The sequence below is a fragment of the Saccharopolyspora erythraea genome (assembly GCF_018141105.1).
Taxonomy (GTDB): Bacteria; Actinomycetota; Actinomycetes; order Mycobacteriales; family Pseudonocardiaceae; genus Saccharopolyspora_D; species Saccharopolyspora_D erythraea_A.
This window is the reverse complement of the sequence record NZ_CP054839.1, coordinates 6,461,441-6,481,805: the sequence shown is the minus strand read 5'-3', so window position 1 is coordinate 6,481,805 and position 20,365 is coordinate 6,461,441. Positions and strand designations below refer to the sequence as shown.

Sequence of the window (20,365 nt, the reverse complement as noted above, 5' to 3'; positions counted from 1 at the left end):
ACATCGGACCGCAGTGGCCTCGGCTGTGCGCGCGGGAGCGTCGGTGACCTGCGACGCTAGGCGGGTGCGGAAACGGTGGGTGCGGTTCGCCGCCGCTCTGGCGGTGCTGGCCGCGCTGGCCCTGCTGGTGTGGGCCAACCGCAAGGACATCCCGGAGGCGGCGCGGGCGCTGCGCACGGCCGACGGCCACCGGCTGTCGCTGGCCCTGCTCCTGCTGATGGTCTGGTGGCTGAACTGGACGTTGCTGCATGCCGCCGCCCGGCGCGTGGTCGGCGTGGGCGGCTACGCCGAACTCGGCCGCCTGGTGCCGGTCACGCTCTCCTCGATCGCGCTGAACCTGGCGGTGAAGTCCGGCAACGTCGCGGGGTTGGCATCCTTCGCCTACGACGCCCGCCAGCGCGGGCTGCCGCAGGGCAGGGTCACCGCGGCGTACCTGGCCGCCGCGCAGCTCGCCGAGGTCGCCTTCGTAGTCACGCTGGGTGCGGGAATCCTGGTCGTGTGCGCCGACGGGCGGCTCACCCGCGCCGAGTCACTGGCCCTGGTGATCTTCGTGGCGGGGCTGGTGGTCCGGGTCGCGGCGATCGTCGCGGCGGTGCGCAGCAGGGAGGTGGTCCGCAGGCTGTGGACGCTGCCCGCGCGGCTCGCCGACCGGGTGCTGCGGCGCCCCGCGCGGGCACACGACACCAGTGGCGCCGACGAGCTCTACGACGCGGTGGCCGCGATCCGCGACTCGCCCCGCGCCACGGTGCCCGCGCTGTGCTTCGCCGTGGCGGTCGACCTGCTCGGCGCGGCCATGCTGTGGGCGTCGATGGCCGCCGTCGGCGCCGGTGACCGCCCCCTGGTCGCGCTGGTGGCTTACGCGGTCTCCACGCTCTTCGGCATCGTCGGGGTGCTGCCGGGAGGGGTCGGCTTCGCCGAGGTGGGCGCGGCGGCGGTGCTGGTCTCCTACGACACGCCGGTGGGCATCGCCGCGGCTGCCGTGGTCGTGTTCCGGGTCCTGGTGATGTGGGTCCCGCTGGTGGTGGGCGGGCTGATCGGATACCGCGTCCGGACGCGGCCCGCGTGAGCCGCGGGCGGGTGTCACGCCGGCGGGCGCTGCGGTGGCGATCCCGCCTGGCCCGGGGCACCGTACGAGGCATGTCAACCGTGAAAGCACCCAGCGAAGGCGTGTTCTACCGCAGGCCGGCGCCGGACGCCGACCCGTACGTGGCCGAGGGCGGGCACGTCGACGCGGGCCAGACCGTCGGCGTGATCGAGACCATGAAGACCTACAGCCAGGTCAGGGCCGAGAGCAGCGGCACCGCCGCGCACTTCCTGCTGAGCGACGGCGAGGAGGTGCGGACCGGGCAGAACCTGCTGGAGGTCGACGACGAATAATCACCCGCCCATCTGATTGATCTTGATCTTCCAAGGCCCAATATCATGTGCGCGCCGGTACTGGGAGGTGGGCGAGTTCTTGCGCGGCGTCGACTATTACGAGCTCTTGGGTGTGGACCGCGAAGCCACGGCAGCGGAGATCAAGACGGCGTATCGGAGCCTGGCCCGGACCATGCATCCGGACGTGGGTGGAACGGCGGGCACGTTCCGGCTCCTGCGGGAGGCATACGAGACGCTCAACGACCCGGTGCGCCGGGCGGACTACGACGGCGCCGGTGCCATCGCCGAGATGCCGATGCCGGTGCGCAAGCCGAGAACTCGCCGCGCTACCGCCCAGCGGCGGGAGTTCGGCGACGATCCGGACTTCGTGCCCGGACTGCCCAGGCTCAGCCCCGACGACATCCCGTGGTGGGACACCGTCGACCCGGGCGAGCGCATCCGGTACGTGCCGGTGACCGGTCCGGAGAGCGGGCCGGTGCTGGGGCTGCTCGGCGGCTGGACGCTGCTGCTGCTCGCCGGTCTGGCGGTGGAGCTCGACGCGGTGCTGATGGCGGTGTGGCTGTCGCTGCTGGTGGCCGCCGGAGTCGTGGTGCTGTTGCTGCTGCGCCGCTTCGTGGACGCCCGCAGGACCGACCGGCTGTTCGCCGCCGAGTTCCGCGGCCGCAAGGTCTTCGGCAAACCCGACGACCAGCACGACGCGCCGCCCAAGCAGCTCACCGCCGAACTGCTGGCCACCTACCTGACGCGGCTGCCGGGCGTGCGGATCTTCCACGGGCTGGCCTGGCCGGAGTCGGTGTTCGCCGACGTCGACCACGCCGTGCTGTGCGGGCGCAGGCTGGTGCTGATCGAGTCGAAGCGGTGGCTGCCGGGGCACTACAACGCCGACGAGGACGGCGGCCTGTGGCGCAACGGGCACCCGTTCCGCGGCGGCGGCACCCGGCTGCCGGAAGGCGTCGCGGCGTTCGCCGACCTGGTTCCCGACATCGAGGTGCGCGGCGCGCTGGTGGTCTACCCGAGCCGGGCCGGCGAGGTGACCACGGGCGAGCAGCCCGACGCCGCGGCCGCGCCGCTCACCCCGGAGCAGTTCGTGCGCGAGATCGGCGAGTGGCTGGCGGCCGAACCGGCCGTCGTCGACCGCGACATCTTCGGCGCGGTCCTCCAGCAGGTCGTCTCGGACTGACGGCGGCCCGCCGTCAGTAGTCGCTCGGGCGGTTGGGGTCCCAGCCGACCGGCGGCTCGGCGACCAACCCGCCGTTGTCGACGCGAATGGTGTGCACCGACGGCTGCCCGCTCGGGCAGCACCCGGGATCGTCGGGCCCGTACTGCGGGAACTCCAAGCGGACCTGGCGGCCGTCCTGCTCCAGGATGCGCACCAGCCCGGCCTCGACCTTCTGCACGAACGCCTGCCCGTCGAAGAAGAACACCGCCCGGCACCGGCCGTTGGCGCTACCGGTGCACGTCGAGCTGATCGCCCGGATCGGCCCCCGCAGCGCGGTCTCGGGCACCTCCGGGGTGAAGCCCTGCTGCTCGATCAGCGCCAGTGCGGCATCGAGGTCGAACGGTGCGGGGGCGGGCGACGGCGCGGGGGGTGGAGCCGGTGCGTGCGAGTGCACCACCGGTCCGCCGGGCGGGACGGGTTCGGCCTTGCCGCACCCCAAGAGCGGCAGGACGACCAGCAACAGCCCGGCAACACGACGGCGACGCATCGGCGATCTCCTCTTCACCGCAGGCACCCTCCCGGTCCCGCGTTGCTTCCGACGCCGGGGACCGGCGATCGGTTCCACCTGGCGTGCGCCGGCGCCGTCCGCGTGCTGGGACCGCGTTGACACGGTGTTCGCGCCGGTGTTGCGATGAACACGTGATGAGCGCGCTGCTTACCAAACGTCGTCACGTGGACTTCCTCCGCGTCACGACGCAGGCGTGTCGCCGGTGACCTGAACCGGGTTTCCGCGACCGGGGACCCGTCCGTCCACTGCGGACATCGCAGCCAGTGAGCCGACGTCCGCAGGCCAAGCACCGGCACAACACAGGAGGACCGCGTGTCCAGCCCGCTCACCTTCCACTGGTTCCTGCCCACCTACGGCGACAGCCGCCACCTCGTGGGTGGTGGCCACGGCGTGTCCGTCCACAGCGCGTCCAGCGCCCGGCCCGCCACCCTCGCCTACCTCGGCCAGATCGCGCGCAGCGCCGAACAGCTCGGCTTCGTCGGCGCCCTGACGCCGACCGGCGCGTGGTGCGAGGACGCGTGGCTGTCGACCGCGATGCTCACCGAGGTCACCGAGCGGCTGAAGTTCCTCGTGGCCTTCCGCCCCGGCCTGCTCTCGCCGACGCTCGGCGCGCAGATGGCGGCCACCTTCCAGCGCCACTCCGGCGGCCGGCTGCTGCTGAACGTGGTCACCGGCGGCGAGAGCCAGGAGCAGCGCGCCTACGGCGACTTCCTCGACAAGAACGCCCGCTACGCCAGGACCGACGAGTTCCTGCACGTGGTGCGCGAGCTGTGGCGCGGACAGCGGGTCGACTTCACCGGCGAGCACGTGCAGGTCGAGGGCGCGCAGCTCCAGCGCACGCCGGACCCGGTGCCGCAGGTGTACTTCGGAGGTTCCTCGCCCGCCGCGGGCGACGTCGCGGCCAAGCACGCCGACGTCTACCTGACGTGGGGCGAGCCGCCCGCGCAGGTCGCCGAGAAGATCGCGTGGGTCCGCAAGCTCGCCGCGGAGCAGGGCCGCAGCCCCCGCTTCGGCATCCGCCTGCACGTCATCAGCCGCGACACCGCCGAGCAGGCCTGGGCCGAGGCCCGGCGGCTGCTCGACGCGCTGGACCCGGAGACCATCGAGCGCGTGCAGAGCGGCCTGGGCCGCAGCGAGTCCGAGGGCCAGAAGCGGATGCTGGCGTTGCACGGCGGTTCCACCTCGGACCTGGAGATCTACCCGAACCTGTGGGCCGGCGTCGGGCTGGTGCGCGGCGGTGCGGGGACCGCGCTGGTGGGCAGCCACGCCGAGATCGCCGAGCGCATCGAGGAGTACCACGCCGTCGGCATCGACGAGTTCGTGCTCTCCGGCCACCCGCACCTGGAGGAGGCGTACTGGTTCGGTGAGGGTGTGCTGCCGATCCTGGCCCGCAAGGGCCTCTGGCAGCACCCGGCCGGAGTCGAGCAGGACGCACCGAGCGTCCCGTTCGCACCCGCCGCCAGTTCATAGGCGGCCTTGGTCGGATGGGCGCGCGTTAATCAGGTGCGTCCTGACTCGGCGCCGCGCGAGCATGGCCGGATGCGGATCGGGATCGACGAACCCGCCCGGCTCGGACGCACCGAGCTGGGCGGCGGCCGGGTGCTGGGCTGGGCGGAGTGGGGACCCGCGGACGGGACCGCGGTGCTGCTGTGCCCCGGAGCGGCGCAGAGCAGGACCCTCGGCTTCGGCGCCGACGTCGTCGACGCGCTCGGTGTCCGGCTGATCTCGGTCGACCGCCCCGGCCTCGGGGTCTCCGACCCGGCACCCGGCCGGACGCTGCTCGACTTCGCCGACGACGTCCAGGACTTCGCCGAGCGGCGCGAGCTGCCGGCCCTGCCGGTGGTGGGGTACTCGACCGGCGGGCCGTTCGCGCTCGCGTGCGCTGCGCGGGGCGTCGCGGTGGCGGCCGCGGTCGTGGCAGGAGGGGACGAGCTGCCGCGCTTCATCGGCGAGCTTGAGGCGCGGGTTGCGGAGACCGTGGGGTCGGTGCTTGCCGATCCCCGGAGGTCCGAGGAGTCCTTCGCCGGCTTCGGCGATGTGGACGCGATGTGGGACATGATCATCGCGGACAGCTCCGAAGTGGACCGAGCCGTTTACTGCCGGCCCGACTTCGAAGCAGCGTTGCGCCGCGCGATGTCCGGGGGATTCGCCCAGGGCCCCGCGGGCTACGCCCGTGACACGGTGCTGGTCCTGGGCCATTGGCCCTTCGCTGTCGAGGACATCACCGTGCCGGTGCACCTCTGGTACGGCGAGCACGACACCAGCCCGGTGCACTCACCCGACCTCGGTGCGAGCCTTGCCGGGCGCATCCCCGGCGCCACACGCCACCTCCTGCCGGACGCCGGAGGTTCGGTGCTGTGGACCCACGCCGAGGCCATCCTGCGCGAACTCCTGGAGGCGGCTTCGCGCGGCTAGCCGCACTGCCGCTGGGGCGGGTGTCCAGGCAGGCGGTGGTATCTGCGCGTGGTCCAGGTGGTGGCTCAGGGCTTGCGGGCGAGCCCAGCGCGGGTGGTGGTCTCCGGACCGGCCGGTGCCGGTCCCTCCGGCCGCCACTGCCCGCACCGCACCACGCCGGGGTCGACCAGCTCCAGGCCGGAGAAGTACCCGGCGATCTGCTCGGGGCTGCGGTGGTTGTAGGGGATCGCGCCCGACTCCGCGTACCGCGCGGCCGCGCCGACGGCAGCCGGATCGGTGTCGTCGACGTCGAACAGCGCGAGGTAGGAGCCCGAGGGCAGCGCGTCGACGAGAGTGTCCACAACGGACCTCGCGCGCTCGTACTCGGGGATGAGACCCAGGATGCCGAACAGCATCAGGCCGACCGGACGGGTGAGGTCGAGGATGTCGCCGGCCACGTCGACGATCGTGCCGGGCTCACGGATGTCGGCGTGCACGTACCAGGTCGCGCCTTCGGGCGTGCTGGTCAGCAGAGCGCGGGCGTGGGCGAGCACGAGGGGGTCGTTGTCCACGTAGACGATCCGGCAGGCCGGGTCGGCCCGCTGCGCGATGTCGTGGGTGTTCTCCGCGGTGGGAAGACCGGTGCCGACATCGAGGAACTGCCGCACGCCGCCCTCGGTCACCATGTGGCGCACCATCCGCCCCAGGCAGCCGCGGCTGGCCTGCGCGGCGGCCTTCATGCCCGGGAACACGGTCAGGAACTCGTCACCGGCCTGACGGTCGATGGTGTAGTAGTCCTTGCCGTCCAGCCAGTAGTTCCAGACCCGTGCCGCGTGCGGAACGGTCGTGTCCAGTTCGTCCGGCTGCCCGGACACCCGCACCCGGGGCGTCTCGGAATCGGTCATCTCGACGTCTCCTTCGCGGGAAGTGGGCAGTGGGTCCGCAATGTCGCCTGGATCATACCTATCGCATCGCCCGGATTTCCGCGATCCGACGATCTTGTACTGCGATGGCGGTTCGGGCTCGCGCCCCACCGGCAGTGACCGATGACACTGGTCGAATCAACCCGACTGCGCGGCTCGTTGTCCCGATGCGCAGCTGCATGACAGGCGCTGTTGTTGCCTGGCCATGATCCGGACGGCCACGTCACAATCGTGCCAAAGCGCAGGTCAACGCGCTGATCGGCGCGTTTTCACCGCGCCGATACCCGCCGGGCATTCCACCTTCCCGTCACCCGGCGGAAAAATTGTCCACAGTGGATGGACTCGGATTTGCTTCTCGGGCGCACGCCAGGGAAAATGTAATACCGGTGTGTCGCAGTACACGTCGCGATGGTGTAACCCGACGCGACACCGCACCGAAGAACAAGGTGGAAGAAAGACAACCGCGGTTTCTCGCCGCCCGGACATCTGCTGAACCAGGAAGAAGGAGGTCTCCCGTGGCTGCCGACCGACCGGAGAGTCGGGCGTGGTGGATCTGGGGCGCGGCGGTGATCGCCTATCTCGCCGCGGTGTTCCACAGGGGCAGCCTGGGGGTGGCAGGCCCGCTGGCGCTCGACCGCTTCGACGTCGGGCCCGCCGCGCTGAGCGCCTTCACGGTGCTGCAGATGAGCATCTACGCGGCAATGCAGATCCCCACCGGTCTGCTGGCCGACCGGTTCGGGCCGCGGCGGGTGGTCACGGTGGCGGTGCTGCTGCTCGGTGCCGGCCAGATCCTCTTCGCCGTCGCCGCCTCCTACCCGATGGCGCTGCTGGCGCGCGGGGTGCTGGGCGTCGGCGACGCGCTGACCTGGGTGAGCATCCTGCGGCTGGTCGCCACCAGCTTCTCGGCCCGCCGCTACGCGCTGGTCGCCACGATCTCCAGCGCGCTGGGCGCGCTGGGCGGCGTGGCCGCGACCTTCCCGCTCACGCTGGCGCTGGAGGGTATGGGCTGGACGCCGACCTTCCTGCTGGTGGGCGCGCTGACCGCCGGTTATGCCGCGATCACCTTCGGTTTCGTGCGCGACCCCCGCACCTCGAGCACCGCCGGTCGCCCGAGCGGTGCCGCGGCGACCATGGCGCGGGTGCGCGCGGCGTGGGCGGTCCCGGGCACGCGGCTGGCGTTCTGGGTGCACTTCGGCACGCTGTTCGCCGCGGGCGCGCTGACCCTGCTCTGGGGATTCCCGTACCTCGTCGAGGGGCTCGGCGTCGCGCCCGCGACCGCGAGCGCGTTGCTGAGCGTGCTGATCATCGGCCAGGTCGTCGGCGGCCCCGTGGTCGGCGCGCTGATCGGGCGGCGCCCGGAGTGCCGGATGCCGATCGTGGTCGGTTACCTGGTGATCAGCGCGCTGACCTGGACGGCGCTGCTCGGCTGGCCCGGCGGGACCCCGCCGCTGACCTTCGTGATGGTCGCGTTCACGGTGTTCGCCCTGGGCGTCCCGGTGTCGTCGATCGCCTTCGCTCTGGTGCGCGACTACAACCCCATCCAGCAGGTCGGCACCGCGACCGGAGTCGCCAACGCGGGCGGGCACTCGGCCACCGCGCTCGGCGTGGCGCTGGTGGGACTCTTGCTCGACGGGGTGCAGGGCATGCCCGGGGTCGACGCCTACCGCGTCGCGATGCTCGCGCTGCCCGCGATGCTCCTGCTCGCGTCGTGGCGCACCTTCGTGTGGTGGCGCCGGGCCCGCGCGGTCGTGCTGGAGGCTCAGGCGCGCGGCGACGAGGTGCCGGTGTCGCTGCGGCGCCAGCGCTGGGACCTGCCGCGGCTCGCCACGGCTGCGTCGCGGTAGGAATGTTCGCGCAGCGGTGCGGGCCGGGTCCCACGCCGCCTGCGAAGCAGCCCCTACCGGATCGGCGTCAGCGCCGGCGGCGACTCGGCGTGCGCCTCCAGGGCCAGCACGACCTCGCCGGGCGCGGGCATCGACTCGATCTCCGACCTGACCCGAAGGGCCCGGTCGCGGTAGGACGGGTCCTCGAGCAGCTGCTCGAGCGCGGCGCCCAGCGTCCTGGCGTCGCGCTCGCCCCGGCCGACCTGCCGGGCCACGCCCGCCGCCACCAGCCGCTCGGCGTTCTCGAACTGCTCGCCCGCGTGCGGCAGCACCAGTTGCGGCAGACCGCACAGCAGGGAGTTCATCGCGGTGCCGGAGCCGCCGTGGTGCACCACCGCGTCGCAGGTCGGTAACAGCTGGTCGTGCGGAAGCCAGCCGACGGCGCGGACACCGGGCAGGTCGGCCGGAACGTCAGAGCCGGTGAGCACGATCTCGGCCTCCGCGCAGGCCAGTCCTCGCATCGTCTCGTGCACCACCTCGGCGGGCACACCGCCCATGGACACGCAGATCCGCGGCCGATCGCGCGGCTCCCACAGCCACGGCGGCGGAATTCCCGCCCCGCCGTAGGGGATGTGGCGCATCGGCAGCCATCCCCTGCGGTCGAAGCGGGCCAGGCTCGGCGGGCACAGGTCGACGACGAGCTCGGGCGCGGCATCCTTGTCGGATAACCCGAACCGCGCGTGCAGCCTGCGCAACCGGATGGCGGCAGCACCGGAGAAGAGCCGGCGCACCGACTCGTCGGAGAGGTGCAGGCCCCAGTGGTGCGAGACCGCGGGAACCTCGTGCACCGCGGCCGCGACCGGACCGGCGAGCTCGGCGTAATCGCAGACCACCAGGTCCGGAAACCACCGCGCGACGAGATCGGCGGTCTCGTCGACCGCGTGTTCGGCGAGCACGGCCCACGGCTCGGCGGTGAACTCCCGGTACCGCCCGGCGTCCGGGGCGCCGCCACCCACCGGGACGTGCTCAAGCCCCGCAGCGCGGACGGACTCGGCGATCTGGGGCGGCGCGGCGACGAGGACCTGATGCCCCGCGCAGCGCAGGGCCCAGGCGAGGGGAACCATCGGGAAGAAGTGACCGCGGCCGGGCGTGGTGGTGAACAGGACGCGCATGTCGGCAAACTGCCCATCGGACGGAGTCGGCGGACCGGAGGTGCCGCGCGCGGCGACACCCCTCGGCAGAGCAGTCGACATCCGCGCCAGGCCCTTGACCCGCATCACTCGATCGAGTGGTCAGGGCATCGGTGGCCGGATCAGCGCGGTGATCGGATCAGAGCAGTGACCCCGGCAGTGGCCGCGTCAGAGCACCGTGGACAGGTGCCAGGGCACGAACTCCTCGTCGCCGTAGCCGAGCTCCTCGCTCTTGGTGGCCTCGCCGGAGGCGACCGCGAGGACGCGCTCGAAGATCACCCGCCCCATCTCCTCGACGTCCGAGTGCCCGTCGGCGATGGTCCCGCAGTTGATGTCCATGTCGTCGGTCATCCGCTCGTAGAGCGGGGTGTTGGTGGCGAGCTTGAGGCTCGGCGCGGGCTTGCAGCCGAAGGCCGAGCCGCGCCCGGTGGTGAAGCACATCAGCTGCGCCCCGCCCGCGATCAGGCCGGTCGCGTTGACCGGGTCGTAGCCGGGGGTGTCCATGAACACCAGGCCCCTGGCGGTGACCGGTTCGGCGTAGCGCACCACGTCGCACAGGTCGGTCGTGCCGCCCTTGGCCGCGGCGCCCAGGGACTTCTCCAGGATCGTGGTCAGCCCGCCCGCCTTGTTGCCGGGGGAGGGGTTGTTGTTGATCGAGCTGCCGTCGCGCTGGACGTAGGACTCCCACCACGCGATGCGCTCCAGCAGCTTCTCGCCGACCTCGCGGCTGACCGCGCGCCGGGTGAGCAGGTGTTCGGCGCCGTAGATCTCGGTCGTCTCGCCGAAGACGGCGGTGCCGCCGTGGCGGACCAGCAGGTCGGCGGCGGCGCCCAGGGCGGGGTTGGCGGTGATGCCGGAGTAGGCGTCGGAACCGCCGCATTCCATGGCCATCACCAGCTCGGAGGCTGGCACAGCGCGCCGCCGGTTCCGGTTTGCCACCGGCAGCATCTCGGTGATGCGCCGCACGCCCTCGGCGACGGTCTTCCGCGTGCCGCCGAGCTCCTGGATCGTCATCGCGTGCACGGGCATGCCCTCGGGCAGCTTCAGCATCTCGGTGAGGTCGCGGACCTGGTTGACCTCGCAGCCCAGCCCGATCACCAGCAGCCCGGCGAAGTTCGGGTGCCCGGCGTAGCCGACCAGCGCCCGGCGCAGCACCTCGAAGCCCTCGTTGCCCGGACCGCCGCTGCCGCACCCCAGCGTGTGGGTCAGCGCGCACACCCCGTCGACGTTGGGGAAGTCGTCGAGCATCCCGGACGCCTCGACCTGCCTGGCGATCATCTTGGCCGCCGTGGCCGAGCAGTTCACCGAGGTGATCACGCCCAGGTAGTTGCGGGTGCCGACCCTGCCGTCGGGGCGCACGTAGCCCTGGAAGGTGGCGCGCCGCTCCTCGGGCACGTACTCGGTCGGCCTGCTGTCCACGCCGAAGGCGTGGTCGCGCTGGAACTCCTGGTACTGGACGTTGTGGGTGTGCACGTGCTCGCCGGGACGGATCGCGCGCGTGGCGAAACCGATGATCTGGCCGTACTTGCGGACCGGGTCGCCCGCTTCGATGGTGACCGTGGCCAGCTTGTGGCCGCGCGGCACCTCGCCGGGGACCTCGACGGCGGTGCCGCCGCGGGAGTACGAGCCGGGCTCGACGTCGGCTTTGGCGATCACGACGTCGTCGTCGGCGTGGAGTCGGAATGCCAGCTCGTCCAGGTTCTGCAGCGCCACCGGGTCACTCCTTCACGAACGTGAAGTGGCTTCCATCACGTGAACGCAGACTCTACGGGCGGTGCGCACGGCTGTCACTACACCGATCCCGCGAGCGGGAATGATCGCCGCGGACGCCAGGTTGTGCCGGGCATGAAGGCGATTGCAGCGCTGCAGTACGGCGGTCCCGAGGAACTGCGGTTCACCGATGTGCCCGATCCGAAGGTCGGTCCGGACGAGGTGCTGGTGCGGGTGAAGTCCGCGGGCGTGAACCCGGTCGACTGGAAGATCCTCAGCGGCGCGCTCGACCCGTTGCTCAACGTGCACTTCCCGATCGTCCCCGGCTGGGACGTCGCGGGTGTGGTCGAACAGGTCGGCCTGGCGGTCTGGGAGTACGAGCCTGGTGACGAGGTGATCGGGTACGTGCGCAAGGACGAGGTCCAGCACGGCACGTTCGCCGAGCTCGTCTCCGCTCCGGTGCGCACCCTCGCCCGAAAGCCCGCGGCGCTGGACTGGCACCAGGCCGCCGGCCTGCCGCTGGCCGGGCTCACCGCGTACCAGTCGCTGGCGCGGGTGGAGGCCGCCGGAGGCGAGACGGTGCTGGTGCACGCGGCGGCCGGCGGGGTCGGCTCGTTCGGAGTGCAGATCGCCGCCGCCAAGGGCCTGCGCGTCATCGGCACGGCCAGCGAGCGCAACCACGACTTCCTGCGCGAGCTGGGCGCCGAGCCGGTGACCTACGGCGAGGGGCTGGCCGAGCGCGTTCGGAAGCTCGCGCCGGACGGGGTGGACATCGCGCTGGACTTCGCCGGCGGCGACGCCGTGGCGGTGTCGCAGTCGTTGCTGAAGTCGCCGCGCCGGGTGGTTTCCATCGTCGACCCCGGGGTGAAGGAAGCCGGCGGCATGTACCACTACGTGCGGCCGGACTCGGCCGACCTGACCGAGCTCGCGCGGCTGGCCGACGCCGGGAAGCTCGCGGTGAACGTCGACCGGGTGCTGCCGCTGTCCTCGGCGGCCGAGGCGTTCCGGCTCAGCCAGGAGGGGCGCACCCGCGGCAAGCTCGTGCTCGAGGTGTCCTGATCCCGGTGGCGGGTCGCGGAGACCCGCCACCGCCGATCGTTGCGGCACCTGCGGTTTTGTCGCCTCGCTGTGGTCGCGGCGGAATCGTCCCGATCTCGGAATTCGTTGCCGCTCCGGCGGATTTGTGGTCGGCGGAACAGATCACGTCGCCGATGTGTCGCAGGACTCGTCTCCCGCGGTGGACAGCGCCCTAAGTGCGTCGAACAGTGGGGAAAAGGCGCGCTGAACCAGCAGTTCAACCGACCGGCGACGTGAACAACCCGCGCACTGCGCGGGAAATCCGTTCCGCGTCGCGACTCGTTCACCACCACGGGGTTGCTTGTGCGTTCAGAACGAAATCTTTCGCCGCATTCCGAAGCGACGACCGGATCTCCTCGGGTTCTGCTCACCACCGGTGTGCTCGCCATGGCGCTGACCGCTGCGCTGGCGCCCGTGTGCGGCGCTCCCGCGATCGCCGGGAGCACCTCGGGCGCCGAGTCGATCCACAGCCGTCCGCGCGCCGAAAGCCCACCGGGCCCGTGCGAGGGGAGTGGTGATCCCGACCGGGGAACCCGATCGGAAGCGCACTCCCAGCAGCACGACCACGAGGACGAGGACGACAGGCGGTCGCTGCACACGCCCAGAGCGCGGGAGAACAAACTGCCGAAATGACCCTGCGACACGCCTTGGCCTGACGGCGATGGTGGCCGGTGGCGGGTCGCGGGGACCCGCCACCGGTGCTCATGCGGCTGCGCGCAGCGCGCCGGCGAGGGCGCCGACCACTTCCAGCCCGTCGGGGCCGCCCGGCCCGGCGAAACCGGCGAGCGCGCCCGCGTCCACCCCTGCCAGGGCGAGGGCGGCGGCGGTGACCGGCGGCCGCGCCCGGTCCGACCCGTCGGCGATCTTGACCGCGACCGCGGTGCCGTCGGGCAGCGCCGCGACCTGCACCGCCTCGAAGCCGTCCTTGGCGATCAGCCCCGGGACCTCCCGCATCAGAGCGGTGACGTCGCGCCTGCTGCCCGCCACCATCTCCGGATGCGCCCGGATCGCCTCGGCGACCCGGTGGGCCGGACTGCCCGCGGGTGCGGCGGCGATCCGGCCAGCGGCGGTGGCCAGCCCGCGCAGCGACACCGAGAACAGCGGCGCCCCGCAGCCGTCGGTGGCCACGTGCGCGACCGCCTCGCCGGTCAGCTCCTCCACCGTTGCGGCCACCTCGCGTTGCAGCGGGTGGGCCGGGTCGAGGTAGTCCGCGGTGGACCAGCCGTTGCGGCGCGCGGTGTCCAGCATCGCCGCGTGCTTGCCCGAGCAGTTGTGCGCCAGCTTGCGGGCCGAACGCCCGTCGGCCACCCAGCTCGCCCGCTCGACCGGGTCGTAGGGCAGGTCGGCCGGGTTGGCGAGGTCGGATTCGCCGAACCCGCCCGCGTCGAGGATGCGGCGCGTGCCCTCCAGGTGCACCCGCTCCCCGGAGTGGCTGGCCGCGGTCAGCGCGAGCAGGTCCGGCGGCAGCGACAGCCCGAGCCGGACCATCGCCACCGCCTGCATCGGCTTGGCAGTCGAACGCGGGTAGAACGCCGTGTCCGCATCGCCCGCCTGGAACAGCACCGACCCGGCCGGGCCGACCACGACCACCGAGCCGTGGTGGACGCCCTCCACGAGACCGTCGCGCAACAGGTGCACCAGCGGCACGTGCCCCGGCACCCCGATCGGCGCCGCTGCACTCATTCGGCGTCCTCCAGCACCGCGGTGTTGATCCGCTTGCGCACACCGAACCAGCCGACGACCAGCGCGAGCACGATCAGCGGCAGGCACATCAGGGTGATCCGGCCGACCTCGTCGAAGCCCATCAGCACCACCACCGACGCCAGGAACGCCAGCGTGACGATCTCGGTGTACGGGGAGAACGGCAGCCGGTAGCTCGGCCGGGTCACCTCGCCGCGCTGGGCCTTGCGCACGAACAGCAGGTGCGAGAGCACGATGATCGCCCAGGTGCCGAGAATGCCCAGCGAGGCGAAGTTCAGCACGATCTCGAACGCCTCGGCGGGCACCAGGTAGTTCAGTCCGACGCCGATGACGCAGACCGCCGCGGTGAGCATGATGCCGCCGTAGGGCACCTGGTTCTTGTTCATCGCGCCGGTGAACTTCGGCGCCGAACCCGCCATCGACATCGAGCGCAGGATGCGGCCGGTGGAGTACAGCCCGGAGTTGAGGCTGGACATCGCGGCGGTGAGCACCACCAGGTTCATCACGTCGCCCGCGTACGGCACGCCGATGTGGGAGAGCACGGTGACGAAGGGGCTCTCGGCCTTGCTGTAGGCGTCCCAGGGCATGAGCATCGCCAGCAGGACCACCGAGCCGACGTAGAACAGCGCGATCCGCCACATGATGGAGTTGATCGCCTTGGGCATGACCTTCTCGGGGTTCTCGGTCTCGCCCGCGGCGACGCCCACCAGCTCGATCGCGGCGTAGGCGAAGATGACGCCCTGCATGATCAGCACCATCGGCAGCACGCCGCCGGGGAAGACGCCGCCGTTGTCGGCGATCAGCTGCGGTCCGGGCGTGGCGCCGTCGATCGGGTGCTGGGTGACCAGCAGGAAGATCCCGACGACCATGAACAGCACCAGCGCGGCGACCTTGATGATGGCGAACCAGAACTCCAGCTCGCCGAACAGCTTCACCGAGACCAGGTTGATGGAGAGCACGATCGCCAGCGCGATCAGCGCGAGCACCCACTGCGGGATCGGGGTGAACGCCGCCCAGAAGTGCGCGTAGAGCGCGATCGCGGTGATGTCGGCGATGCCGGTGGTCGACCAGTTCAGGAAGTGCATCCAGCCCGCGGTGTAGGCGCCCTTCTCACCCATGAACTCGCGGGCGTAGGACACGAAGGCGCCCGAGGACGGCCGGTACAGGATCAGCTCGCCCAGCGACCGCACGACGAAGAAGGCGAACAGCCCGCACACCGCGTAGACGATGGCCAGCGCGGGCCCGGCCGTGGCCAGCCTGCCGCCGGCTCCGAGGAACAGTCCGGTGCCGATCGCGCCGCCGATGGCGATCATGTTGATGTGGCGGGTCTTGAGCGACTTGCTGTAGCCCGCGTCGCCGGCGTCGAAGGGGGACTTCGGGCGCTCGGCGGCCCGCGTGGTGGTTTGTTCGGTCACGGTGTCAGGACTTTCCGTTCTGCTCGCGGGGTCGCCGCCCGTTCTTGTTGGTGACGATGCTGGTCAGCGCTGCCTCGACGTGTTCGAGGTGGAACGCCATCGCCCTGGTGGCCGCCTCCTGCGAACCCCCGGAGATCGCCTCGACGATCTCCCGGTGCTCGGTGTTGGAGCCGCTGCGCCGGTCGCCGAGCTGGTTCAGCAGCGAGGACTGCCTTGCCAGCGCGTCCCGGATCTCCTCGATGACCTTGCCGAAGACCGGGTTTCCCGAGGCCTGGGCGATGGTGATGTGGAACAGCGAGTCCAGCGCGACCCAGGCGGTGTTGTCGGTCTCCTGCTCCATGCGCTCGAGCAGGTGGGTCAGCATGTCGAGGTCGTCCGAGCTGTGCCGCAGCGCGGCGTAGCCGGCGGCGGGGACCTCGACGTGGCGCCGCACCTCGATCAGGTCCCGCGCCGAGTAGGGCCCGAACACCGGGTTCTCGTCGGGCCCGGCGGCGGTGACGAACGTGCCCCTGCCGGTCCGGGAGACGGTGAGCCCGAGCGCCTGCAGCCCGCGCAGCGCCTCGCGCACCACGGAGCGGCTGACCTCGAACTCCTTGCCGAGCGCGGCCTCCGACGGCAGCTTGTCGCCGACGGCGTACTCACCGCGCTCGATGGCGCCGCGCAGGTGGTCCAGCACGGCTTCCATCGCCGAGACCCGCCGGACCGGCTGTCCGGCTGTCTGGCTGTCCGACAGGTTCATGAGGCGGAATCGTCAGGTCTGACACGCAGAGTTGTCAAGGCCAGGCCCTGATTCACCGTAACTGACGAGGTCAGGACTCGAATGTGTGAACAGCGACAGCCGATTTCGGCTACACGACGCATTCGTCCCTTCTGTTGCTACGCGCACCGGGTCCGGCCTGCGGTCCAGACGAGGGGCAGTGCTCACCTGGGCGGGTCATCTCGGACGAATCGGGCACGGATGTCCTTCCCCGGGTTACCCCTGGGTAGTAGTTTGGTGTGTCCGAGATCACCAGGCCGCTCGTCGTTCGGGGGCAGTGATGACCACGTTGGACTCCACCGGTACCGAACGTCCGCAGGTGGACGCGCAGCAGGCCAGGCAGGTCGCCGAAGAGGCGCGGCAGACCCGATGGGACCGCCCGAGCTTCGGACGCGAGCTGTTCATGGGCAGACTGCGCCTGGACCTGATCGACCCACTGCCCGAAGGCGCGGTGCTGCCCGAGGGCGAGCGCTTCCTGTCCCGGCTGCGGGAGTTCTGCGAGACTCGGATCGACGCCGCGCTCATCGAGCGGGAGGCGCGGGTGCCCGACGAGGTCATCAACGGCCTGCGCGACCTCGGCGCCTTCGGCATCAAGATCCCCAGGAACTACGGTGGCCTCGGGCTGCCCGCCGTCTACTACCACCGCGCGCTCATGCTGGTCGGGACCACGAGCCCGGCCATCGGCGCGCTGCTGTCGGCGCACCAGTCCATCGGCGTGCCGCAGCCGGTCAAGATGTTCGGCACCGAGGAGCAGAAGCGCGAGTTCCTGCCCCGCTGCGTCCGCGAGATCACCGCCTTCCTGCTCACCGAGCCCGACGTCGGCAGCGACCCGGCGCGGCTGGCCACCAGCGCGGTGCCCAGCGAGGACGGCGAGAGCTACACGCTCAACGGCGTGAAGCTGTGGACCACCAACGGCGTGCTGGCCGACCTGCTGGTGGTGATGGCCCGGGTGCCGAAGTCCGAGGGGCACCGCGGCGGTGTGACGGCCTTCGTCGTGGAGGCCGGGGCGCCGGGCATCACGGTGGAGAACCGCAACTCCTTCCTCGGCCTGCGCGGCATCGAGAACGGCGTGACCCGGCTGCACGACGTCGTGGTCCCGGCGCGCAACCGCATCGGAGGCGAGGGCGAGGGCCTCAAGATCGCGCTGACCACGCTGAACACCGGGCGGCTGTCGCTGCCCGCGATGTGCACGGCCGCCGCGAAGTGGTGCGCCCGCATCGCCCGCGAGTGGTCGGCGCAGCGCGTGCAGTGGGGGCGGCCGGTCGGCGCGCACGAGGCGATCGCCAGCAAGATCTCGTTCATCACCGCAACCGCGTTCGCGCTGGAGGCCGTGCTCGAGGTCTCGGGCCGGCTGGCCGACGCCGACCGCCACGACATCCGCATCGAGGCGGCGCTGGCCAAGCTCTACAGCTCGGAGCTGGCTTGGCAGATCGCCGACGAGCTCGTGCAGGTGCGCGGAGGCCGCGGTTACGAGACCGCCGAGTCGCTGGTCGCGCGCGGCGAGCGCGGAGTACCGGTCGAGCAGCTGCTGCGCGACATGCGGATCAACCGGATCTTCGAGGGCTCCAGCGAGATCATGCACCTGCTGATCGCCCGCGAGGCGGTCGACGTCCACCTCTCGGTCGCCGGGGACATCATCGACCCGAAGGCGGACATGCGGCGCAAGGCCCGCGCGGTGGCCAGGGCGGGCGGCTTCTACGCCCGCTGGCTGCCGGGCCTCGCGGTCGGCCGGGGACAACTGCCGACCAGCTTCGCCGAGTACGGGCGGCTGGCCGGCCACCTGCGCTACGTCGAGCGTGCCAGCAGGCGCATCGCGCGACAGACCTTCTACGGCATGTCGCGGTGGCAGGGGGCCATGGAGAACCGCCAGCTCTTCCTCGGGCGCATCGTCGACATCGGCGCCGAACTGTTCGCGATGAGCGCGACCTGCGTCTACGCCACGTCGGTGAACCAGGAGGCCTCGGGCGTGGAGCTGGCGGACGCGTTCTGCCGCCAGGCGCGGCGGCGCGTCGAGGAGCTGTTCGGCAGGCTCTGGCACAACACCGACGCGGCCGACCGCACGCTGGCCGAGCGCGCGCTCGACGGCAGGTACGACTGGCTCGACGAGGGCGTGCTCGACCCGTCGATCGAGGGACCGTGGATCGCTGAGGCGACACCCGGCCCGACCTCACGACCGGACCAGCGGCGCATCGTTGAGCCCGACTGACCGAGTCTGCGTTCACGCGTCCGCGGCGCGTGAGCGCAGGCGCCGCAGCATGCGGCCGTCCTCGAACCCGACGGACCGGGCCGCCGCGTCGACAGTCGCGCCCTGGCCGATCAGGTGCTCGGCCCGCTCCAGGCGCAGCAACTGCTGGTAGCGCAGCGGCGTGAGCCCGGTCGCCCGCGTGAAGCCGCGCGTCAGCGTCCGCTCGCTGCACCCGGCCTCGGCGGCCAGCCGCGCCAGCGGCAGCCGCTCGGCGAACCGCGCGTCGAGCAGGTCCTGCACGCGGTGCACCGCGTCGCTGAGGTGGCCGCGGTGCCGCAGCATGGCGCTGGCCTGCGGCTCGTCACCGTTGCGACGGGCGTAGACGACCATCGCGCGGGCGATGCGGGCCGCCGCGGCCGGCCCGTGCCCGGTGGCGACCAGGTGCAGCGCGACGTCGATCCCGCTGGCGATGCCCGCGGAGGTGACCACCCGGTCGTCGAGGGTGTAGAGGACGTCGCGCACGACGTGGGCCCGCGGGTACCGCGCGGCCAGCTGGTCCTGCAGCTCGTGGTGGGTGGTGCAGCGGCGGCCGTCGAGCAGCCCGGCCCGGCCCAGCGCGTCGGCGCCGGAGCACACGCTGGCGACGGTGCCGCCCCGCGCGTGGTGCCCGCGCAGTCCGCGCAGCTGCGCCTCGGACAGCACGGCCGCACGCGGCAGGAAATCGCACTGCCACCCGGGAACGACGACGAGGTCATCCGCGGACAGCTCGGGCCACCCGGTCTCGGCTCGCACCGGGAGCGACTGCGCGGTCGGCACCGACTCCTGCTCGGCCACGTAGTGCAGGGTGTAGCCGAGGCCCTGCCGGGCGGCGGTGGAGAACACCTGCGCGGGGCCCGCGAGATCGAGCAGGTGCACGCCGGGGACGAGTACGAAGACGACGCGGGTCACGAACCGGTCAGCCTACCGGGGTGGTCGCGCCGGTGAGCTCGTCGACGGTGGCGATGGTGGCGAACCGGCCCGCGAGGGCGTAGCGGGTGCGGGCGATGATCTCGTCGGTGCCGAGGGTGCGCGGGTCGGCGAGGACCTCGGCCAGCGGCCGGTCGGCCGGTGCGTCCCAGTGCGGGATCGGCTGCGTCGCCGTCGCGTCGATGGCGAAGGTGACGTCGTAGCCGTAGTCCGACGCCACGCGCGCCGTGGTCTCGCAGCACTGCTCGGTGCGGATGCCGCACACGACCAGCTCGCGGATGCCGTGGGCGGTCAGCGCCTGCTGGAGGTTCGTGGTGGTGAACGCGTTGTGCGAGGTCTTGGTCAGCACCGGCTCACCGGACCGCGGCTGAAGGCCCTCGAGCAGGCGCACGAACCCGCTTTCGGGATCGAAGACGTTGCCGGTGCCGGGCTCGGTGTGCAGGACCCACACCACGAGGTCCCCCGCGTCGCGGGCCATCCGCACCAGCCGGCCGACCTGGGCGGCGATCCGCGGCTCGGAGATGGCCGCCCAGTTCGGGCGCTGCCGGAAGGATTCCTGGACGTCGATCACGACGAGTGCTCTGTTCACGCAGGCAAGTCTTGCCGGGCGCGCACTGCGGCGGGAAGACATCATCGCGCCGCCGTGCGGAACGATCCGGTCAGCGCCGGACGCCGGTCACGCGGGCCGGATGGCGACGGCGTCGATCTCGAAGAGCATGCCCGGCAGGGCCAGCGCGGCCACCCCGATCAGGGTCTGCGCGGGCGGCCGGTCACCCCAGATGCGCGCGACCTGCCCGGCGAGCACCTGGAGCTTGTCCGCGTCGTGGTCGACGACGTAGGTGCCGACGCGCACGACGTGCTCGAAGGTCAGCCCGACGGCCGCCAGCGCGGTCCCGAGGTTGGAGAAGGCCCGTTCGACCTGCTCGGCGAAGCCGGGCGAGACGACCTGGCCGTCCTCGCCGGAGCCGTACTGGCCGGCGATGAACACCGGGTTCCCGCCGGTGGCCTCGACGACGTGGCTGTAGCCGAACGGGACCGGATCGTGCAGGCCGGCGGGATTGGTGATGAGGCGGGACATCTGGCCGGCATCTCCTGTCGCGGGAAGGGTGTCGCGGTGTCG

Annotated in this window: 18 protein-coding genes; 8 read left to right on the top strand and 10 right to left on the bottom strand. The window is 71.8% G+C overall.

The genetic code is table 11. From position 1 onward, the window contains the following. Window positions 1–64 precede the first annotated feature (64 nt). The 3 genes from HUO13_RS28955 to HUO13_RS28945 all read left to right on the top strand — a co-directional run bounded on the left by HUO13_RS28955 (window position 65) and on the right by HUO13_RS28945 (window position 2,557). A complete protein-coding gene (locus HUO13_RS28955; protein WP_211898145.1) occupies window positions 65–1,066 on the top strand; it encodes a flippase-like domain-containing protein in 1,002 nt (333 codons plus the stop codon). A 71-nt stretch (window positions 1,067–1,137) separates the two neighbouring features. Continuing rightward, the gene (locus tag HUO13_RS28950; RefSeq protein WP_211898144.1) at window positions 1,138–1,377 is read left to right on the top strand and encodes an acetyl-CoA carboxylase; all 240 of its coding nucleotides are present in this window, start codon (window positions 1,138–1,140) and stop codon (window positions 1,375–1,377) included. A gap of 67 nt (window positions 1,378–1,444) precedes the next feature. After that, on the top strand, window positions 1,445–2,557 hold the full coding sequence (locus tag HUO13_RS28945) for a J domain-containing protein (RefSeq protein WP_249124153.1): 1,113 nt from the start codon (window positions 1,445–1,447) through the stop codon (window positions 2,555–2,557). A gap of 13 nt (window positions 2,558–2,570) precedes the next feature. On the opposite strand, the gene HUO13_RS28940 is transcribed toward HUO13_RS28945, so the two are convergent. Further along, a complete protein-coding gene (locus HUO13_RS28940; protein WP_211898143.1) occupies window positions 2,571–3,083 on the bottom strand; it encodes an LppP/LprE family lipoprotein in 513 nt (170 codons plus the stop codon). 333 nt (window positions 3,084–3,416) lie between these two features. Here HUO13_RS28940 and HUO13_RS28935 point away from each other — a divergent pair, with 333 nt between their 5' ends. Then, complete coding sequence (locus HUO13_RS28935) at window positions 3,417–4,574, top strand: LLM class flavin-dependent oxidoreductase (protein ID WP_211898142.1); 1,158 nt, start codon at window positions 3,417–3,419, stop codon at window positions 4,572–4,574. 69 nt (window positions 4,575–4,643) lie between these two features. Continuing rightward, the gene (locus tag HUO13_RS28930) at window positions 4,644–5,519 is read left to right on the top strand and encodes an alpha/beta fold hydrolase (RefSeq protein WP_211898141.1); all 876 of its coding nucleotides are present in this window, start codon (window positions 4,644–4,646) and stop codon (window positions 5,517–5,519) included. A 65-nt stretch (window positions 5,520–5,584) separates the two neighbouring features. Here HUO13_RS28930 and HUO13_RS28925 read toward each other — a convergent pair whose 3' ends face one another. Further along, window positions 5,585–6,403, bottom strand: a complete 819-nt coding sequence (locus HUO13_RS28925; protein ID WP_211898140.1) for an SAM-dependent methyltransferase — start codon at window positions 6,401–6,403, stop codon at window positions 5,585–5,587. Window positions 6,404–6,936: 533 nt separating this feature from the next. On the opposite strand from HUO13_RS28925, the gene HUO13_RS28920 reads away from it, so the two are divergent. After that, a complete protein-coding gene (locus tag HUO13_RS28920; RefSeq protein ID WP_211898139.1) occupies window positions 6,937–8,265 on the top strand; it encodes an MFS transporter in 1,329 nt (442 codons plus the stop codon). Between the two features lie 53 nt (window positions 8,266–8,318). On the opposite strand, the gene HUO13_RS28915 is transcribed toward HUO13_RS28920, so the two are convergent. Both HUO13_RS28915 and HUO13_RS28910 read right to left on the bottom strand, forming a co-directional pair. Continuing rightward, a complete protein-coding gene (locus tag HUO13_RS28915) occupies window positions 8,319–9,416 on the bottom strand; it encodes a nucleotide disphospho-sugar-binding domain-containing protein (protein WP_211898138.1) in 1,098 nt (365 codons plus the stop codon). A 186-nt stretch (window positions 9,417–9,602) separates the two neighbouring features. Continuing rightward, window positions 9,603–11,147 (bottom strand): UxaA family hydrolase, encoded by a 1,545-nt coding sequence (locus tag HUO13_RS28910; RefSeq protein WP_211898137.1) that lies wholly within the window; start codon window positions 11,145–11,147, stop codon window positions 9,603–9,605. Window positions 11,148–11,279: 132 nt separating this feature from the next. On the opposite strand from HUO13_RS28910, the gene HUO13_RS28905 reads away from it, so the two are divergent. Then, window positions 11,280–12,203 carry an NADP-dependent oxidoreductase gene (locus HUO13_RS28905; protein ID WP_211898136.1) on the top strand — a complete coding sequence of 308 codons (924 nt, stop codon included), beginning with the start codon at window positions 11,280–11,282 and terminating at the stop codon, window positions 12,201–12,203. Window positions 12,204–12,923: 720 nt separating this feature from the next. Here the strand turns inward: HUO13_RS28905 and HUO13_RS28900 are convergent. Genes HUO13_RS28900 through HUO13_RS28890 form a run of 3 tightly spaced genes read right to left on the bottom strand, consistent with a single transcriptional unit; the run spans window position 12,924 to window position 16,022 of the window. Next, complete coding sequence (locus HUO13_RS28900) at window positions 12,924–13,904, bottom strand: asparaginase (protein ID WP_211898135.1); 981 nt, start codon at window positions 13,902–13,904, stop codon at window positions 12,924–12,926. Then, entirely contained in the window at window positions 13,901–15,337 is a 1,437-nt protein-coding gene (locus HUO13_RS28895) for an amino acid permease (RefSeq protein ID WP_211898134.1), read from the bottom strand. Before HUO13_RS28895 ends, HUO13_RS28900 begins: the two co-directional genes overlap by 4 nt. A gap of 4 nt (window positions 15,338–15,341) precedes the next feature. Next, window positions 15,342–16,022: a FadR/GntR family transcriptional regulator gene (locus tag HUO13_RS28890; protein ID WP_211903231.1), complete on the bottom strand. Its 681-nt coding sequence runs from the start codon at window positions 16,020–16,022 to the stop codon at window positions 15,342–15,344. A gap of 352 nt (window positions 16,023–16,374) precedes the next feature. Between HUO13_RS28890 and HUO13_RS28885 the strand changes: the two genes are divergently transcribed. Beyond that, window positions 16,375–18,300, top strand: coding sequence for an acyl-CoA dehydrogenase family protein (locus tag HUO13_RS28885; protein ID WP_211898133.1), 1,926 nt, complete (start codon window positions 16,375–16,377; stop codon window positions 18,298–18,300). A 12-nt stretch (window positions 18,301–18,312) separates the two neighbouring features. Here HUO13_RS28885 and HUO13_RS28880 read toward each other — a convergent pair whose 3' ends face one another. The 3 genes from HUO13_RS28880 to HUO13_RS28870 all read right to left on the bottom strand — a co-directional run bounded on the left by HUO13_RS28880 (window position 18,313) and on the right by HUO13_RS28870 (window position 20,323). Continuing rightward, on the bottom strand, window positions 18,313–19,227 hold the full coding sequence (locus HUO13_RS28880; protein WP_211898132.1) for a GlxA family transcriptional regulator: 915 nt from the start codon (window positions 19,225–19,227) through the stop codon (window positions 18,313–18,315). A 7-nt stretch (window positions 19,228–19,234) separates the two neighbouring features. Further along, entirely contained in the window at window positions 19,235–19,834 is a 600-nt protein-coding gene (locus HUO13_RS28875) for a cysteine hydrolase family protein (protein WP_249124152.1), read from the bottom strand. Between the two features lie 87 nt (window positions 19,835–19,921). Continuing rightward, a complete protein-coding gene (locus HUO13_RS28870; RefSeq protein ID WP_211898131.1) occupies window positions 19,922–20,323 on the bottom strand; it encodes a RidA family protein in 402 nt (133 codons plus the stop codon). Window positions 20,324–20,365: the final 42 nt, after the last annotated feature.

Bases quoted from the DNA above. Each gene is read 5' to 3' on its own strand.
- HUO13_RS28950 (WP_211898144.1), top strand. From the start codon at position 1,138: ATGTCAACCGTGAAAGCACCCAGCGAAGGCGTGTTCTACCGCAGGCCG.
- HUO13_RS28940 (WP_211898143.1), bottom strand. From the start codon at position 3,083: ATGCGTCGCCGTCGTGTTGCCGGGCTGTTGCTGGTCGTCCTGCCGCTC.
- HUO13_RS28930 (WP_211898141.1), top strand. From the start codon at position 4,644: ATGCGGATCGGGATCGACGAACCCGCCCGGCTCGGACGCACCGAGCTG.
- HUO13_RS28925 (WP_211898140.1), bottom strand. From the start codon at position 6,403: ATGACCGATTCCGAGACGCCCCGGGTGCGGGTGTCCGGGCAGCCGGAC.
- HUO13_RS28915 (WP_211898138.1), bottom strand. From the start codon at position 9,416: ATGCGCGTCCTGTTCACCACCACGCCCGGCCGCGGTCACTTCTTCCCG.
- HUO13_RS28905 (WP_211898136.1), top strand. From the start codon at position 11,280: ATGAAGGCGATTGCAGCGCTGCAGTACGGCGGTCCCGAGGAACTGCGG.
- HUO13_RS28900 (WP_211898135.1), bottom strand. From the start codon at position 13,904: ATGAGTGCAGCGGCGCCGATCGGGGTGCCGGGGCACGTGCCGCTGGTG.
- HUO13_RS28890 (WP_211903231.1), bottom strand. From the start codon at position 16,022: ATGGAAGCCGTGCTGGACCACCTGCGCGGCGCCATCGAGCGCGGTGAG.
- HUO13_RS28885 (WP_211898133.1), top strand. From the start codon at position 16,375: ATGACCACGTTGGACTCCACCGGTACCGAACGTCCGCAGGTGGACGCG.
- HUO13_RS28870 (WP_211898131.1), bottom strand. From the start codon at position 20,323: ATGTCCCGCCTCATCACCAATCCCGCCGGCCTGCACGATCCGGTCCCG.